15 protein-coding genes are annotated in these 16,263 nt (G+C 71.6%); 2 read left to right on the top strand and 13 right to left on the bottom strand.

Annotated elements, in window-relative coordinates; translation table 11 throughout:
* Positions 1–180 precede the first annotated feature (180 nt).
* The 10 genes from argF to ACZ5WC_RS12125 form a co-directional block, all read right to left on the bottom strand.
* Complete coding sequence (argF, locus tag ACZ5WC_RS12170) at positions 181–1,185, bottom strand: ornithine carbamoyltransferase (RefSeq protein WP_468540707.1); 1,005 nt, start codon at positions 1,183–1,185, stop codon at positions 181–183.
* A 130-nt stretch (positions 1,186–1,315) separates the two neighbouring features.
* Positions 1,316–2,572 carry an arginine deiminase gene (locus tag ACZ5WC_RS12165; protein WP_468540706.1) on the bottom strand — a complete coding sequence of 419 codons (1,257 nt, stop codon included), beginning with the start codon at positions 2,570–2,572 and terminating at the stop codon, positions 1,316–1,318.
* A gap of 76 nt (positions 2,573–2,648) precedes the next feature.
* Positions 2,649–5,279 (bottom strand): polynucleotide kinase-phosphatase, encoded by a 2,631-nt coding sequence (locus ACZ5WC_RS12160; RefSeq protein WP_468540705.1) that lies wholly within the window; start codon positions 5,277–5,279, stop codon positions 2,649–2,651.
* On the bottom strand, positions 5,276–6,751 hold the full coding sequence (locus ACZ5WC_RS12155; protein ID WP_468540974.1) for a 3' terminal RNA ribose 2'-O-methyltransferase Hen1: 1,476 nt from the start codon (positions 6,749–6,751) through the stop codon (positions 5,276–5,278). Before ACZ5WC_RS12155 ends, ACZ5WC_RS12160 begins: the two co-directional genes overlap by 4 nt.
* Positions 6,752–6,795: 44 nt before the next feature.
* A complete protein-coding gene (mmuM, locus tag ACZ5WC_RS12150; RefSeq protein ID WP_468540704.1) occupies positions 6,796–7,731 on the bottom strand; it encodes a homocysteine S-methyltransferase in 936 nt (311 codons plus the stop codon).
* Between the two features lie 78 nt (positions 7,732–7,809).
* Positions 7,810–8,733, bottom strand: coding sequence for an LLM class F420-dependent oxidoreductase (locus tag ACZ5WC_RS12145; RefSeq protein WP_468540703.1), 924 nt, complete (start codon positions 8,731–8,733; stop codon positions 7,810–7,812).
* Positions 8,734–8,805: 72 nt separating this feature from the next.
* The gene (locus tag ACZ5WC_RS12140) at positions 8,806–9,306 is read right to left on the bottom strand and encodes a DUF6099 family protein (protein ID WP_468540702.1); all 501 of its coding nucleotides are present in this window, start codon (positions 9,304–9,306) and stop codon (positions 8,806–8,808) included.
* Positions 9,307–9,430: 124 nt separating this feature from the next.
* The gene (locus tag ACZ5WC_RS12135) at positions 9,431–9,871 is read right to left on the bottom strand and encodes a nucleotide pyrophosphohydrolase (protein ID WP_468540701.1); all 441 of its coding nucleotides are present in this window, start codon (positions 9,869–9,871) and stop codon (positions 9,431–9,433) included.
* Between the two features lie 92 nt (positions 9,872–9,963).
* Complete coding sequence (locus tag ACZ5WC_RS12130; RefSeq protein WP_468540700.1) at positions 9,964–10,368, bottom strand: cell division protein SepF; 405 nt, start codon at positions 10,366–10,368, stop codon at positions 9,964–9,966.
* A gap of 287 nt (positions 10,369–10,655) precedes the next feature.
* Positions 10,656–11,453 carry a DeoR/GlpR family DNA-binding transcription regulator gene (locus ACZ5WC_RS12125; RefSeq protein ID WP_468540699.1) on the bottom strand — a complete coding sequence of 266 codons (798 nt, stop codon included), beginning with the start codon at positions 11,451–11,453 and terminating at the stop codon, positions 10,656–10,658.
* 280 nt (positions 11,454–11,733) lie between these two features.
* On the opposite strand from ACZ5WC_RS12125, the gene ACZ5WC_RS12120 reads away from it, so the two are divergent.
* Together ACZ5WC_RS12120 and ACZ5WC_RS12115 are read left to right on the top strand one after the other, a co-directional pair.
* The gene (locus ACZ5WC_RS12120; protein ID WP_468540698.1) at positions 11,734–12,624 is read left to right on the top strand and encodes an SIS domain-containing protein; all 891 of its coding nucleotides are present in this window, start codon (positions 11,734–11,736) and stop codon (positions 12,622–12,624) included.
* Between the two features lie 67 nt (positions 12,625–12,691).
* Positions 12,692–13,354, top strand: coding sequence for a DedA family protein (locus tag ACZ5WC_RS12115; protein ID WP_468540697.1), 663 nt, complete (start codon positions 12,692–12,694; stop codon positions 13,352–13,354).
* Between the two features lie 144 nt (positions 13,355–13,498).
* On the opposite strand, the gene ACZ5WC_RS12110 is transcribed toward ACZ5WC_RS12115, so the two are convergent.
* The 3 genes from ACZ5WC_RS12110 to ACZ5WC_RS12100 form a co-directional block, all read right to left on the bottom strand.
* Positions 13,499–14,056, bottom strand: a complete 558-nt coding sequence (locus ACZ5WC_RS12110; protein WP_468540696.1) for a hypothetical protein — start codon at positions 14,054–14,056, stop codon at positions 13,499–13,501.
* A gap of 65 nt (positions 14,057–14,121) precedes the next feature.
* Positions 14,122–15,198: a FecCD family ABC transporter permease gene (locus tag ACZ5WC_RS12105; RefSeq protein ID WP_468540695.1), complete on the bottom strand. Its 1,077-nt coding sequence runs from the start codon at positions 15,196–15,198 to the stop codon at positions 14,122–14,124.
* Positions 15,195–16,157, bottom strand: a complete 963-nt coding sequence (locus ACZ5WC_RS12100; RefSeq protein ID WP_468540973.1) for a FecCD family ABC transporter permease — start codon at positions 16,155–16,157, stop codon at positions 15,195–15,197. The genes ACZ5WC_RS12105 and ACZ5WC_RS12100 overlap by 4 nt, the downstream gene beginning before the upstream one ends.
* Positions 16,158–16,263 lie beyond the last annotated feature (106 nt).

Raw genomic sequence — 16,263 nt, 5'->3', positions numbered from 1 at the left:
GACGTTTCCCGTGCGCGTACGAGGACCCTGGGCCCGGTCCGCACATGGGAAGGGGGTCCGGGCGTGCGAGCCCGAACCCCACCAGAGGCGACATCGTAACCACCGCCGCGCATGTTCACCCAATCGGGTGTATGAGCATGCGAACGCCTACCCCGTACCCGTACCCGCGCCCGTGCGGGGCTACTTCCCGGCCAGCGTCGCCACCAGGACCGCCTTGATCGTGTGCATCCGGTTCTCCGCCTCGTCGAAGACGACCGAGTGCGCGGACTCGAAGACCTCGTCGCTGACCTCCAGCTCGGTCAGCCCGTACGCGGCGTGGACGTCCCGGCCGACCTGGGTGCCGAGATCGTGGAAGGCGGGCAGGCAGTGCAGGAACTTCACGTCGGGGTTGCCCGTGGCGCGCAGGACGTCCATCGTCACGGCGTACGGCGCGAGCGCGGCGATGCGCTCGGCCCACGCCTCCTTGGGCTCCCCCATCGAGACCCAGACGTCGGTGGCGACGAAGTCGGCGCCGCGCACGCCCTGGGCGACATCGTCGGTGAGGGTGATCGTCGCACCACTGGCCTCGGCGAGCGCGCGGGCCCGCGCCACGACGGACGCGTCCGGCCAGTACTCCTCGGGGGCCACGATCCGCAGGTCCAGGCCGAGCAGGGCACCGGTGACCAGGTAGGAGTTGCCCATGTTGAAGCGGGCGTCGCCGAGGTAGGCGAGGGTCATCTCCGCGACGGGCCGGTCACTGTGCTCGGTCATCGTGAGGACGTCGCCGAGCATCTGGGTGGGATGCCAGTCGTCGGTGAGCCCGTTGAAGACCGGGACCCCGCCGTACTCGGCCAGCTCCTCGACGACCCGCTGACTGTCACCTCGGTACTCGATCCCGTCGAACATCCGGCCGAGCACCCGGGCGGTGTCCTTCACGGACTCCTTATGGCCCATCTGCGAGCCGGAGGGGTCGAGGCAGGTGGTGGAGGCGCCCTGGTCGGCAGCGGCCACCTCGAACGCGCAGCGTGTACGGGTCGACGTCTTCTCGAAGATCAGCGCGATGTTCTTCCCGCGCAGCCGCTGGACCTCGACCCCGGCCTTCTTGGCGGCCTTGAGCTCGGCGGCCAGCGAGACCAGGCCGAGGAACTCCTCGGAGGTGAAGTCCAGCTCCTTGAGGAAGTGGCGGCCGGTGAGGTCTATGGCCATGATGACTGCTCCTGGTCGGGCGGCTGACGGCTACAGCTGAAACGAGACAACGCTGGAAGTCTATACGATCAACCGCATCTCTATTCAGCCCCTTGTGCGAGCGGCTGCGCCCAGTCCCCTGTGCGGGCGCCTACGCAGTCCCCTCAGCGGGTCCCCCGACGGGGTCCCGCACCACCGGGCAGCTCATACAGCGCGGCCCGCCCCTGCCCCGGCCCAGCTCGCTCCCCCGGATCTCGATGACCTCAATGCCCTGCTTGCGCAGATAGGTGTTGGTGGTGGCGTTGCGCTCGTACGCGACGACGACGCCCGGCTCGACCGCGAGGACGTTGCAGCCGTCGTCCCACTGCTCGCGCTCCGCCGCGTGCACGTCCTGGGTGGCGGTGAGCACCCGGATGGAGTCGAGCCCGAGGGCGGCGGCGATGGCCCGGTGCATGTGCTCGGGCGGATGGTCGGTGACCTTCAGCTCGCGGGGTCCGCTGCCGGGCTCGATGGTGTACGAGCGGAGCATCCCGAGACCGGCGTACTGGGTGAACGTGTCGCCGTCGACCATCGTCATCACCGTGTCCAGGTGCATGAACGCCCGGGTCTTCGGCATGTCGAGCGCCACGATCGTGCGCGCGGAACCGGCGTCGAACAGCCCCCGGGCCAGCATCTCCACCGCCTGCGGGGTGGTGCGCTCGCTCATCCCGATCAGCACCGCCCCCTGCCCGATGACCAGGACGTCACCGCCCTCGATGGTGGAGGGGTAGTCGTCCTGCCCTTCCGACCAGTGGTGGAAGACCCCGGCCTCCGGGCCGGTGAACAGCGGGTGGTGACGGTAGATCGCCTCGAAGTGGACGGTCTCGCGCTGCCGGGCCGGCCAGCGCATCGCGTTGATGGAGACCCCGTCGTAGATCCAGGCGGAGGTGTCACGGGTGAAGAGGTGGTTGGGCAGCGGGCCCAGCAGGAAGTCGTCCAGGTCCATGACATGGAAGCGGACCGAGGTCGGTTCACTATGCCGCTCCAGATACTCCCGCTTGGTCATCCCGCCCACCAGCGCCTCCGCGAGCTCCGCCGAGGACAACTCCTCGAAGGCCGCCCGCAGATGCTCGGTGGCGAGCGGGCCGTAGGCCTTCTCGTCGAAGACCCGGTCCAGCACGAGCCGTCGGGCGACCGGGATGTCGAGCGACTCGCGCAGCAGATCGCCGAAGAAGTGCACCGCGACACCCCGGTCGCGCAGGACGTCCGCGAACCCGTCGTGCTCCTCCCGGGCGCGCCGCACCCACAGGACGTCGTCGAACAGGAGCGCGTCCTTGTTCCTGGGCGTGAGCCGTTTCAGCTCCAGATCGGGGCGGTGCAGTATGACGCGGCGCAGCCGCCCGGCTTCGGAGTCGACATGGAATCCCATGCCTTCATCCTCACCGGGCGGAGCACCGTTCACCCCGCGAATCGCCCACGGGTTGTCCGGGACCGGCAACCGGGGGTCAGAGCCGGGGGTCCACCGGCTCCGACTCCAGGGCCAGGACGGCGAACACCGCCTCGTGGACCCGCCACAGCGGCTCGCCGTCCGCCAGCCGGTCCAGGCCCTCCAGGCCGAGGGCGTACTCCCGCAGCGCCAGCGAACGCTTGTGGCCGAGGAACCGGGAGCGCAGCCGCTCCAGATTCTCCGGGCGGGTGTACTCGGGGCCGTAGATGATGCGGAGATACTCCCGGCCGCGCACCTTGATGCCCGGCTGGACGAGACGGCCCTTGCCGTCGCGGACGAGCGCGGCGAGCGGCTTGACGACCATGCCCTCGCCGCCGCGCCCGGTCATCTCCAGCCACCAGTCGACGCCCGCGCGCACGGAGGCCTCGTCCCCGGTGTCGACGACGAGCCGCCGGGTGACCTGGAGCAGCCCGGTCGGGTCGTGCTCGACCAGCCGGTCCAGCCAGGCGAGCTGTTCGTCGTGCGGCACGGCGGCCAGGGAGCGGCCCTGGACGGCGAGGATCTGGAACGGGGCGAGACGCACCCCGTCCAGGCCCTCGGTGGGCCAGCAGTAGCGCCGGTACGCCTCGGTGAACGCGGCCGCGTCCCGGGCGCGGGCGCGCTGCTGTCCGGCGAGGCCCGCCACCTCGACGCCCCGGGCGGCCGCCTGCTCCAGGGCGGCGACCGCGGGCGGGAGGACCGCACCGGAAGCAGCGCCGACGGCGGCGTACTGCGAGCGCAGAAGGCCCTGGGCCTTCAGCGACCACGGCATCAGCTCGGCGTCCAGGAGCACCCAGTCGGTGTCCCACTCCTCCCAGAGCCCGGCGGCGGTGAGCGCTGTGCGCAAACGGCCCAGGACGCTTTCGGTGAGTGTGGTGTCGTCGAGGAACGGCCGGCCGGTGCGGGTGTAGAGCGCCCCGGTGGGGCCCTCCGTCCCGAAGCGTGCGGTCGCGGCTGCCGCGTCCTTGCAGACCAGGGCCACGGCCCGGGACCCCATGTGCTTCTCCTCGCACACGACCCGGCCGACGCCGTCCTTGGCGTACTGCGCGAACGCCTCGGCCGGGTGCTCCAGGAAGCCGTCCTCCCGCGAGGTGGCGGTGGGGGCCATGGTGGGCGGGAGGTAGGGGAGCAGCTGCGGGTCCACGGCGAACCGGCTCATGACTTCGAGCGCGGCGGCCGCGTTCTCCTCGCGCACGGCGACGCGGCCCATGTGCCGGGTCTCCACGATGCGGCGGCCCTGTACGTCGCCGAGATCCAGCGGCCTGCCCTCCCGGCCCCCGGGCGCCTCGGTCACCAGTGGCTTGACGGGCTCGTACCAGACCTTCTCGGCCGGTACGTCGACCAGTTCACGTTCCGGCCAGCGCAGCGCGGTCATCTTCCCGCCGAAGACGACACCGGTGTCCAGGCAGATGGTGTTGTTGATCCAGGAGGTCGCGGGCACCGGGGTGTGACCGTAGACCACGGCGGCGCGGCCCCGGTAGTCCTCGGCCCACGGGTAGCGCACGGGCAGCCCGAACTCGTCGGTCTCCCCGGTGGTGTCCCCGTACAGCGCGTGCGAGCGGACTCGGCCGGAGGTTCGGCCGTGGTACTTCTCGGGCAGGCCCGCGTGGCAGACCACCAGTTTTCCCTCGTCCAGGACGTAGTGGCTGACCAGCCCGTCGATGAACTCGCGCACCTGTCCCCGGAACTCGGGGTGTTCGGCGTCCTCGCGCTCCAGCTGCTCGACGGTCTCGGCCAGCCCGTACGTGAGCTGGACCTTGCGGCCCGCGAGGTATCGGCCGAGCTTGTTCTCGTGGTTGCCCGGGACGCACAGGGCGTTGCCCGCCGAGACCATGGACATGACGCGGCGCAGCACGCCCGGGCTGTCGGGGCCCCGGTCGACGAGGTCACCGACGAAGACGGCGGTGCGGCCCTCGGGGTGGGCGCCGTCCACGTAGCCGAGCTTGCCGAGGAGGGTGTCCAGCTCGGAGCGGCAGCCGTGGATGTCGCCGATGATGTCGAACGGGCCGGTGAGGTGGCGGAGGTCGTTGTAGCGGCGCTCCAGGACCACTTCAGCGCTCGAAGCCTCCTCCTCGCTGCGCAGGACGTGCACCTTGCGGAAACCCTCGCGCTCCAGGCCGCGCAGGGAGCGCCGCAGCTCGCGGCGGTGCCGCTGGATGACGTGGCGCGGCATTCCGGCACGGTCGGGGCGGGTCGCGTTGCGGGCGATGCAGACCTCTTCGGGGAGGTCGAGGACGATGGCGATGGGCAGGACGTCGTGCTTCCTGGCCAGCTGGACGAGCTGCTTGCGGCTCTCGGACTGGACGCTGGTGGCGTCGATGACAGTGAGCCGCCCGGCCTCCAGGCGCTTGCCCGCGATGTAGTGCAGCACGTCGAAGGCGTCGCGGCTGGCGCTCTGGTCGTTCTCGTCGTCGGCGACCAGGCCCCGGCAGAAGTCGGAGGAGATGACCTCGGTCGGCTTGAAGTGCTTGCGGGCGAACGTGGACTTGCCCGATCCGCTGGCGCCGATGAGGACGACGAGGGAGAGGTCGGTCACCGGCAGGGTGCGCGGGGCGCTGCCGCCGGTCGTGCGGATGGTGTCAGTGCTGTTGTCGTCGGTGCTGTTGCTGTTGCTGTTGCTGTTGCTGTTGTCGATGCTGTTGTTGTTCATGCGGCCTTCGCCTCCTTCGTCTTCTCGGTCGCCGTGGTCCGGGTGAACACGGCCATCTGGGTCGGCGGCCCCACCTCGGGGTCGTCGGGGCCGACGGGCACGTACCGGACGGTGTATCCGTGCCGTCCGGCGACCTGCTCCGCCCAGTCGCGGAACTCCGCCCGGGTCCATTCGAAGCGGTGGTCACCGTGCCGTGCGTGCCCCGCCGGGAGGGTCTCCCAGCGGACGTTGTACTCGACGTTCGGCGTGGTCACGAGCACCGTCCCCGGGCGGGCCGCGCCGAAGACCGCGTACTCCAGGGCGGGCAGCCGGGGCAGGTCCAGGTGCTCGACGACCTCGCTGAGCACGGCCGCGTCATAGCCGCCCAGCCGCTTGTCCGTGTAGGTGAGGGAGCCCTGCCGCAGGATGACCCGGTCCGCCTGGCGCTCCCCCATCCGCTCCAGCTTCAGCCGGCGCGAGGCGATCGTGAGAGCGCGCATCGAGACGTCGACGCCGACAATCTCGGTGAAGCGCACATCCTTCAGGAGCGCCTGCACCAACTGGCCCTGACCGCAGCCGAGATCGAGGACCCGGCTCGCCCCGGCGGCACGCAGCGCGTCGAGGATGGCGGTACGCCGCTGTTCGGCGAGCGGGACCGGCTTCTCCTCGGTGTCGGTGCCCTCGTCCACCGCGTTGTCGATGCTCTCCACTTCGAGGTCGTCCGACTCGGCGAGCCGGACCAGCTCCAGGGCCTGGTCGGCCTGGCGGGTGAGCCCCCAGCGGTGGGAGAGATAGCGCCGGGTGATCAGCGGCCGCTCGGGGTGGTCCGCCAGCCAGCCCTCTCCGGCCCGCAGCAGCTTGTCCACCTCGTCGGGCGCGACCCAGTAGTGCTTGGCGTCGTCCAGCACAGGCAGCAGGACGTACAGCTGGCGCAGCGCGTCGGCGAGCCGCAACTCACCCTCCAGCACCAACCGTACGTAGCGCGAGTCGCCCCACTCGGGGAACTGCTCGTCCAGCGGCACGGCCACGGCCTCGACCCGCGTCCAGCCGAGCGGCGCGAACAGCTTGTGCACCAGCTCGACGCCACCCCGGGCGGGCAGGGCGGGCACCTCGATCCGCAGCGGCAGGGGCTGCTCGGCCCGCTCGGGCATCGCCCGGCAGACTCCGCCCAGCGCGGACTTGAAGACGGCGGCGAGGGCGACCGACAGCAGCGAGGACGCCGCATAGGGGCGGTCGTTGACATACTGCGCGAGCGCCGCGTCGGGCGCGCCGCCCCGCCCCTTGCCCTTGCCGCGCCGCACCAACGCCACCGGGTCCACCTCCAGCAGGAGTGCGGCCGTGCAGCGCTCGGCGGACGCCTCGGGGTAGAAGACGTGCGCGGGCCCGTGCGAGGTGGAGAACGTCTGCGCCTTGCCGGGATGCTTGTGCAGCAGATAGCCCAGGTCGGTGGCGGGACGTTCAGGGGTGCCGGTCGTACCGATTGTCAGGAACACCTGTCCGAGTATGGTGGTCATCCCCTGCCCCCCACCAGGCATTTTCAGCGCTCCGGTGATGCTGCCAAGCGTCCTGCCAGCTCCGCGATCCGGTCAGGCCCCACCCGGCAGCAGCCTCCGACGAGCCGGGCCCCGGCCCGGGTCCAGGCCCGCACCCGCCCCGGGTCGAAGGTACTGCGCCCGGTCCACCCCCGCCCTGCCGCGTCCCAGCCCTCCCCGCTGTTCGGGTAGACCACGGCGGGCCTGCCCGTGACCGCGACCGCCTGCTCCACGGCCCCCTGCGCCTCCTCCGGCTCACAGCAGTTGACCCCGACCGCCAGCACCCGGTCCCGTCCGGCGGCCACCGCGAACGCCTCCTCCAGCGGCTGCCCGGCCCGGGTCCGGCCGCCCGCCACGCTGTAGGACAGCCAGAACGGCAGACCGGTCTCCTCCGCCACCCGGACGAGCGCCTCGGCCTCGTCCACGTCCGGCACCGTCTCCAGCGCCAGCGCGTCGGGCCCCGCCTCCGCCAGCGCCGCCACCCGAGGGCGGTGGAAGCGCTCCAGCTCCCGCACGCTCAGCCCGTATCGCCCCCGGTACTCGCTGCCGTCGGCGAGCATCGCCCCGTACGGCCCGACCGACGCGGCGACCCACATCCGCCGCCCGGGGCCGGCCCGGCGTGCCGCGTCGGCGGCGCGCCGGGCCAGCTCCACGCTGCGGGCGAGCAGGGCCCCGGCCCCGGCCCGGTCGATGCCGTACCGCCCGAACCCTTCGAAGGTGGCCTGGTAGCTGGCGGTGATGAGCACCTGCGCCCCGGCCCGGAGGTAGGCGAGGTGGGCGGCCTCGATCTGTTCCGGCGCGTCGGCCAGCAGCCGGGCCGACCACAGTGCGTCGGACAGATCGCAGCCCTGCGCCTCCAACTGGTTGGAGAGCCCGCCGTCCAGCAGGACAGGCCCGGCGGCCAGCGCGTCGGCAAGCGCGTGCGTACGGCCGGTGCTCATGGCAGCGCTCCTTCCGGTCGAGGTGAGGTGACGTGAGGTGAGGTGAGATGAGGCGGTGAGGCGGGGGGTGAGGGTACGTCAGGTCAGTTGGGACTGGATCTGCGAGGAGATCAGTTCCAGATGGTCCAGGTCGGCCAGGTCGAGGACCTGGAGGTAGATCCGGGACGAGCCGATCGCGCCGTACCGGCCGATCTTGTCGACGACCTCGGCGGGCGAGCCGGCCAGCCCGTTCGCCTTGAGCTCCTCCACATCACGGCCGATGGCCGCCGCACGCCGGGCGACCTCGGCGTCGTCCTTCCCCGCGCAGACGACCAGCGCATTGGAATACACCAGGTCGTCCGGCGCACGCCCGAACGCCTGCGCCGCGGCCCGGACCCGGCCGAACTGCTTCTCGCTGTCTTCCAGAGAGGCGAACGGGATGTTGAACTCGTCCGCGTACTGCGCGGCGAGGCGCGGGGTACGGGTCGCGCCGTGGCCGCCGATCAGGACGGGCACCTTGGCCTGCGCGGGCTTCGGCAGTGCGGGCGAGTCGGTGAGCTGGTAATACGTACCGTCGTAGGTGAAGGTCCTGCCGGTCTCCGTCGCCCACAGGCCGGTGATGATCGCCAGCTGCTCCTCCAGGCGGCCGAACTTCTCCTTGGGGAAGGGGATGCCGTAGGCCTTGTGCTCCTCCTCGAACCAGCCTGCCCCCAGGCCCAGTTCGACTCGGCCGCCGGACATCTGGTCGACCTGAGCCACCTGGATGGCCAGTACTCCCGGCAGCCGGAACGTGCCGGCGGTCATCAGCGTGCCGAGCCGGATCCGCCGGGTCTCGCGCGCCAGTCCGGCCAGGGTGATCCAGGCGTCGGTCGGCCCGGGCAACCCGTCGCCGGAGCCCATGCGGAGGTAGTGGTCCGAGCGGTAGAAGGCGTCGAAGCCCAGGTCTTCGGTGGCCTTGGCGACGGTCAGCAGCGTGTCGTAGTCGGCCCCTTGCTGGGGCTCGGTGAAGATGCGAAGATCCATGCCCCCATCCTGCCCCTCCGGCGGCCGCTCCCCCTCACCAGCCCCACCGGGCCTCCACGCTTCCTCCCCCTCTCAGGGCCCCGCCGCCGAGGGCGCGGGGCCGCGTATGCCGCCGTACGGGCCGTCGCGCTCCCTCTCCCGCTCTGCCAGCCGTCTCAGCATCCCGTGGACGCGGTCCAGTGATTCGTCGGCCGCGTCCATGGCCTCGATGCACTGCCAGTAGAGGCCGTCCTCCCCCGTGTCGCACGCCACCCCCACGAGGGCGATCCCGGCCTCGCCGAGCAGAAGCGCGAGCCCGGCCAGGGCCGCCCGCACATCCGCGATCCCGGACAGCTGCACGGCCCTGGCGCCGCCGGAGAGCACCCTCGGGTGGTCCAGCGCCGAGCACCCGCTGCCGATCTCGCCGAGGGCCCGCGCCTCGCCTCGTAACTCCATCGGCCCGCCCAGCGCCAGACGACTGCCGACCGCCCGGGCCAGGGCCTGCGCCTGCCAGGCCTCCGCCATCACGTCCAGCGCACCCCGGCTGTCCGCCAGAGCCCGCCGCCCCGTCTCGATGAGTCGTACCGCTTCCATGGCTTTCCCCCGTCCGTACGAAAACCCGCTCACCTCATCCATTACCCACAGTGAGGTAGATGGCACCGTAAGACCAGAGGAATTCGGAAATCTGTGGACACGAAGTCGATTGTGGATAACTCGATCACTCCGAAGAGTGACAATCGCGGGGGGCAGTAGGTCCGGTAGGGCCAGTAGAACCGGTACGACTGGTAGGTCCAGTGGGGCCGGTACGACTGGTAGGTCCAGCAGTTCCGGTACGTCCAGGGGCGGGGAAACGACTCTCGTTCCGCTCGATCTTGGCTGCCAGGGCCGCTGTCACATCGATGCCCAACACCTCGCAGAACTGGAGGAGATAGGCGAGCACATCGGCGACCTCGTCGGTGACCCGGTGGGCCGCTTCGGGGTCTTCCATGATCCCGGCCGACTGTTCGGGCGTCAGCCACTGGAAGATCTCCAGCAGTTCGGAGGCCTCGACGCTCAGCGCAGCCGCCAGGTTCTTCGGGGTGTGGTACTGCTCCCAGTCCCGCGCCGCCGCGAACGCGGCCAGCCGCCGCTGGAGTTCTGCCACATCGGTTTCTGTCACGGCCCCAGGTCTATCACCGGCCACCGACAGCGAAGGAACGTGCGGCCGGGGGCGGCGTTCCGGTCAGCACCGGAGGCCGCCCCGGCTGCCGCCTACGACTGGGCGAGCCCCGCGGGCGTGACCCCCTCGACCTCCATGCCGACCGGCGCGAGCAGGAAGACATTGCGGTCGACGCGGTGCATGCCGCTGCCGAGCCCAAAGACCACACCGCTACTGAAGTCGAGAATCCGCTTCGCCACGTCCGATTCCGCCGCTGTCAGATCGAGCAGCACCGGGACCTGGGCCACCAGATACTCGGCGACCTCGCGGGCGTCCGCGAAGACCTGCACCCGCAGGACGACGAGGCGTCGCTGTTCGACGGCCCGCTCGTCCGGGACGGTGCGGTGGTCGATCCGGGACGGCCACTCGTCGCGACCGCGCAACGGGACGACCTGGGCGAGCCCTTCCCACTGTTCGTCGGTGGCGTCGTATCTGTCATACCTGTCGTACCTGCTCACAGGGCCACCCCGTCCGTACGCCGGTTGGGTTCGCGCCGGCTGCGCTCACTGTTCATCGGGCAATCCTCTCGTCCCTCACCCGTTCGGCGTACCAACGACACGGCGAAGCGGCCATCCACGTCGATCCACGCCTGCCTCGGGCCGTCTCCGGCCGTCTCGGGCTGCCTCCGGCCACCTCCGGCTGTGCTCGGTCCGCCACCGGCCGCACCCGGTCCGCCACCGGTCCGTCTCCGGCCTTCTCCAGCCGTCCCGCGACCCGTCTGACCGTCTCCATCCGTCCGCGGTCGTCAGACTGTAACGACCTGGACCCCCGCCTCGCCGAACCGCTCCCGTGCCTCCGCCGCGATGTTGGAGTCGGTGACCAGCACATCGACCAGACCCAGGTCGCAGACCCGGGCGAAGGCCCTCTTGCCGATCTTCGAGGAGTCGGCCGCGACCACCACCCGCTGGGCCCGCTCCGCGAGGAGCCGGTTGACGCTGGCCTCGCCCTCGTGGTGGACGTACGCGCCACGTTCGATGTCGATGGCGTTCACCCCCAGGACGGCGACGTCGAGCGTGATCTCGTTCATCACGCCGACGGCCAGCGGCCCCGTCAGTTCGTACGACTGCGGCCGCGCCACTCCGCCCGTGACGACCATCTTGATCTGCGGCCGGATGGCCAGCTCACTCGCGATGTTGAGCGCGTTCGTCACCACGGTCAGCGTCGGCTGACCGCCCGCCTGTGCCGGCTCGCCCACGATGTCCTGGCGCACGGCCAGCGCCCTGGCCACCTCGGTCACCGTCGTACCGCCGGTCAGGCCGACCACTTCGCCGACGGCGACCAGTCCGGAGACCGCTCGGCCGATGGCCTGCTTCTCCGGGGCGTGGCGGCCCGTTTTGTAGCGCAGCGCCAGTTCGTAGGAGACCCCGTGCGCGACCGCACCGCCCCTGGTGCGGGTGAGCAGGTGCTGTTCGGCAAGCTGGTCCAGGTCACGGCGGATGGTCGCGGCCGAGACGGCGAGCGCCGCAGCCGCCTCCTCGACGTCCACCCTGCCGTGTTTGCCGACCAGTTCCAGCAGCGCGTCCCACCGGGCGTCCCTGGACAAGAGTCTCTCCTCACCGTCCGGTGTGAGCACCGCGTTTCGCGGGAACGCGGTCGCCGGTGGCCGGACAGCGGCAAGCGTCGCACAGGCCGGGCGGGGGTCCGCCTCCGGCCCGCCCTTCTCCCCTCCCCTCCCGGGGCCTCCTCCGCCCCCTCCCTGGTCCTTCCAGGTTCTTCCAGGCCCTCACCCGCGCCAAGTTTGCTTGTTCTTGCTCGATAAGCGGATGTAACGTGCAGGATTCACCATGAGGGCTTCATCCATCTCCTTTCCGTGGGGTGCAGACGTGTCGTATGCCGAGATCGAGACAGCCAGTCAGCCCGCCTGCTGGCGGCGTGCCGCCGCACTGGCGGACGGCCCCGCAGCGGCCGCCCTGCCCGCCCCGGGCGAGCGGATCGCCGTCGTCGGCTGCGGGACCTCCTTCTACATGGCGCAGTCCTACGCCGCGCTCCGCGAGAGCGCGGGCCAGGGCGAGTCGGACGCCTTCGCCGCCTCGGAGTTCCCGCCCGGCCGCACCTACGACCGGGTCGTCGCGCTGACCCGGTCGGGGACCACGACCGAGGTCCTGGCGCTGCTGAAGCGGCTGCGGGGTACGTCCCGCACGGTGGCCGTCACCGCCGATCCGCGAACACCGGTCGAGGCGGCGGCCGACGAGCTCGTGGTCCTCGACTTCGCCGACGAACGGTCCGTCGTGCAGACCCGGTTCGCCACCTCGGCGCTCACCCTGCTGCGGTCCCACCTCGGCCTGCACTCCGACGACGTGGTCCGCGACGCCGCGAGGGCGCTCGCCGAGCCCCTGCCCGAAGGTCTGCTGGAGAGCACCCAGTTCTCCTTCCTCGGCCGCGGGTGGACGGTCGGCCTGGCCCATGAGGCGGCGCTGAAGATGAAGGAGGCGTCGTTGTCCTGGACGGAGTCCTACCCGGCGATGGAGTACCGCCACGGCCCGATCAGCATCGCCACCGCGACCACCGCGACCTGGATGTTCGGCGAAGCCCCCGAGGGCCTGCCGGAGCAGGTACGGGCGACGGGCGCCCGGTGGGTGGAGAGCGGCGGCCTCGACCCGCTGGCCGAGCTCGTCCGCGTACAGCGGCTGGCGCTCGCCCGGGCGGCGGCACGGGGGCTCGACCCGGATCTGCCGCGTCACCTGACCCGCTCGGTGGTCCTCGACGGGGCTTGAGGGATCATGGGCGGGTAGGACGCGGCTGACCCCCGCGCCCCCGCCCGCCACTCCGGAGAGCCCCCCTATGCACCTCGCACTGTCAGTTGCCGCCGAGGAGCCGCAGGGGGGCATCGCGGGCTGGGCCGCCGGGCTGGTCGAGGCGTTCGGCGGCCCCGGTGCCGGTCTGGCCATCGCCCTGGAGAACCTGTTCCCGCCGCTGCCCAGCGAGATCATCCTGCCGCTGACCGGGTTCGCTGTGTCGCAGGGCGCGCTGAGTCTGGCCTCCGCCCTGTTCTGGACGACGCTCGGCTCGGTCGTCGGAGCGGTGGCGCTGTACGGGATCGGGGCCGTCTTCGGCCGGGAGCGGATGCACGCCCTCTGGGCGAAGCTGCCGCTGGTCAAGGCCTCCGACCTGGTGCGGACGGAGGGGTGGTTCGCCCGGCACGGCACCAAGGCGGTCCTCCTGGGCCGTATGGTGCCCGTCTTCCGGAGCCTGATCTCCGTGCCGGCGGGTGTGGAGCGCATGCCGCTGCCGACCTTCGTCGCACTGACGACGGCGGGCAGTCTGGTGTGGAACACCGTGCTGGTGATGGCCGGTTACCTGCTCGGGGACCAGTGGGCCGCGGTCGGCGCGTACGTCGGTGTCGTGAGCAAGGTCGTGCTGGGGCTGGCCGCGGTCGCCCTGGTCTTCTACATCTCGGTGCGCGTCCGGAGCCGCGGCAGCGGCGGGCGGCACCGCCGCGGATGACGCACGGGGGTGCCGCCCCACGGCCGGTGCGGCGGCCCGCACCGGGCCAGGCCGGGACGGCCCACCTCCACGCTGACGCCCGCCTCCACGCTGACGTCCGCCACGAAGCTGACGTCCGCCTCGAAGCTCAGGACTCCTCCAAACTCAGGACTCCTCGAAGTAGGCGTCCAGGACGGTGTCCAGTTCGGCCGGCCAGGTCTTGAGCTCCGCCCGGCTCGCCGCCTCGACCTCGGCATTGAACCAGCGACGGCTCGACAGGTGGACGGTCACGGTGAACCGGCGGCCGAAGCGGGCCGGGGTGGTCGCCACCGCGCCGATCTCGTCCCAGTCGAACTCGGCCTCCTGGTCGTCCAGCCGGAACCGGACGCCCTCCCGGGCCACCCGGATCGAGCCCCGGCGGTCGCTGACCTCGAAGACCGGGCCCTCCTCGGCCCCGTCCTCTCCTTCTCCCTCTGCCGCTTCTTCTCCCTTTGCCGCCGCTTCCTCGGCCGCCGCTTCCCGTTCTGCTTCCGCTTCGGATTCCGCTTCCTCGGCCGCACCGGCCTCCGGGGCTTCCACCGCGTCGGACGCGCCGTCAGGGGCCGCTTCCGCCTCCGGCTTCCGGATGGCGGCGGGTGCGGCCAGGCCGGGAAGGGGGATGAACGCCGGGTCGGTGCCTGCGGCGAACTCGGGCTTCTCGTTCGAATCTATGCTCTGCTCCACGGCGGGCAGTATGGTCGACGAACCTGTACGTGACCAGTCGGGGCCGTCTCCGGCGGACCGGACCATCAGAGCACGCCCCTGCGCCACTCCCGGATCAGCAGATAGCCGAGATACGCGCCGCCGATCGCCATGGTGTAGATCCCGACCGGCAGGTCGTCGAAGAGCGACAGCTGCTGGGAGCAGAGGTCGGCCAGCACCAGCAGCAGACCGCCGGTCAGGGCCGAGAGCAGCAGGTGCGGCCCGGAGGCGCGGGTGAGGCGTCTGGCGATCTGAGGTGCGGTCAGGGCAATGAAGGCAATGGGGCCGGAGACGCTGACGGCCGCGGCGGAGAGCGCGACGGCGAGGACCACGGCCAGTGTCTTGGCCTTCTTCGGCTCGGAGCCGAGGCCTTCGGCGATGTCGTCGCCCATCTCGCCGATGTCGAGCCGCCCGGAGATCAGCGCGGCCAGCGGCGCGGCCGCCAGCAGGACCAGCCAGATCGTGCCGGCGTCGGTCCAGGAGCGGGCGGTCAAGCTGCCGTTGACGTAGGCGGTGAGGACGGAGGCCTTGTCGCGCTCCAGGGAGTAGACGACGTACTGGGTGATGGCCGAACCCATCGCCGCGACGCCGATCCCGGCGATGACGAGCCGGGCGGGGTTGCGGAAGCCGGTGCCGGTGGAGACGTACACGAGGGTCATCGCGAGGATCGCGCCGATGAGCGCGCCGACGGCGACCGGGACCGTGTCGGGGAACATCAGCGCGCAGGTCGCGGCGCCCGCGCCGGCTCCGGCGGACAGCCCGATGACGTCGGGGCTGCCGAGCGGGTTGCGGGTGACGGACTGGAAGAGCGCGCCGGAGAGGCCGAGGGCCGCGCCGACCCCGATGGCGACAGTGAGGCGGGGGCCGCGCAGCCGGTTGAAGACGAAGCGGTCCTTGCCCTCGGCGTTGCCGAGCAGGGCGGCGGGCAGGTCCGCGAGGTCGACGCCGAGGCGACCCCAGGTCAGGGTGGTGACGGCGGCCGCGAGAAGGAGGACGAAGAGCCCGGCGGCTGCGAGGACCGAGGCCCGGCGCACGGGTATCGCGATGGTGCGCCCGACGACCAGGTAGCCGCGGGGGGCCGGGCGGGTCTTGCGGAGGGGCACGGTCCGGTCGGTGACGATCATGTCGTGCTCCTCATCCTGCGTACGGCAATGAGCAGCGCGGGTGCGCCGATGAACGCGGTGACGACGCCGACCATGAGCTCGGTGGGGCGCATCACGACCCGGCCCACCACGTCCGCCAGGAGCAGGAGGGTGGGGCCCAGCAGGGCGGAGAAGAGGATCTGAACGCGGAATTCGACGCCGACCAGGGCCCGTACGACGTGCGGGACGGCGAGGCCGACGAAGGCGATCGGACCGACGGCGGCGGTCGCCGCGGCGCTGAGCAGGGTGGCGGCGAGCAGCCCGCCGCCCCTGGTGCGTCCCGGGTGCGAGCCGAGGGCGACGGCGGTCGCGTCGCCGAGGGCCAGGGCGTTGAGGCCGGGGCCGAGGGCCAGGGCGAGCAGGAAGCCGACGGCGGCGAAGGGGAGGACGGACCAGAAGACGTCGAAGTCCCGGCCGCCGAGCGCCCCGACGACCCAGTAGCGGTAGCTGTCGAACACCTGCGGCTTGCTGAGGGTCACCGCCTGGATGAACGCCATCAGTACGGCGGTGAGCACCGCTCCGGCGAGCACCAGGCGCACCACGCTCGTCCCCGTACCGGCGGAGCCGATCACATGGACGAGCACTCCGGCCAGCAGGGCTCCGGGCAGCGCCCACCACATGGTGTCGGTGGCGCCGGAGGCCCCGAGCCAGGCCGTCGCGGCGACGATGCTCGCGGAGGCACCGGCGTTGATGCCGAGGAGTCCGGGTTCGGCCAGCGGGTTGCGCGAGACGCCCTGCATGAGGGTGCCCGCGACCGCGAGGCTCAGTCCGGCGAGGATACCGAGGACGGTTCTGGGATACCGGCTCTCGACGATGACGGTGAGGTTCGGGTCGGCGGTGCCCCTCAGGACGTCGAGAACTTCGCCGAACGAGGTGCTGCGGCTGCCGAACATGACGCTTGCGCAGAGCGCGAGTGCCAGCGCGGCGACCGCTGCGAGCAGGAGAAACACCAGTCGAGGGGGGGGGGGGGGGGGGGGGAAGGGGGAGAGGGGGGGGGGGGAGGGGGGGGGGGGGGGGGGGGGGGGGGGGGGTTTTTTTGGTTTGGTG

Source organism: Streptomyces sp. NPDC033165, from assembly GCF_055577965.1.
The sequence above is the reverse complement of the archived record's forward strand: the minus strand, read 5'-3'. Positions and strand labels throughout refer to the sequence as shown.

Bases quoted from the DNA above. Each gene is read 5' to 3' on its own strand.
- ACZ5WC_RS12145 (WP_468540703.1), bottom strand. From the start codon at position 8,733: ATGGATCTTCGCATCTTCACCGAGCCCCAGCAAGGGGCCGACTACGAC.
- ACZ5WC_RS12160 (WP_468540705.1), bottom strand. From the start codon at position 5,279: ATGAACAACAACAGCATCGACAACAGCAACAGCAACAGCAACAGCAAC.
- ACZ5WC_RS12115 (WP_468540697.1), top strand. From the start codon at position 12,692: ATGCACCTCGCACTGTCAGTTGCCGCCGAGGAGCCGCAGGGGGGCATC.
- ACZ5WC_RS12140 (WP_468540702.1), bottom strand. From the start codon at position 9,306: ATGGAAGCGGTACGACTCATCGAGACGGGGCGGCGGGCTCTGGCGGAC.
- argF (WP_468540707.1), bottom strand. From the start codon at position 1,185: ATGGCCATAGACCTCACCGGCCGCCACTTCCTCAAGGAGCTGGACTTC.
- mmuM (WP_468540704.1), bottom strand. From the start codon at position 7,731: ATGAGCACCGGCCGTACGCACGCGCTTGCCGACGCGCTGGCCGCCGGG.
- ACZ5WC_RS12105 (WP_468540695.1), bottom strand. From the start codon at position 15,198: ATGATCGTCACCGACCGGACCGTGCCCCTCCGCAAGACCCGCCCGGCC.
- ACZ5WC_RS12165 (WP_468540706.1), bottom strand. From the start codon at position 2,572: ATGGGATTCCATGTCGACTCCGAAGCCGGGCGGCTGCGCCGCGTCATA.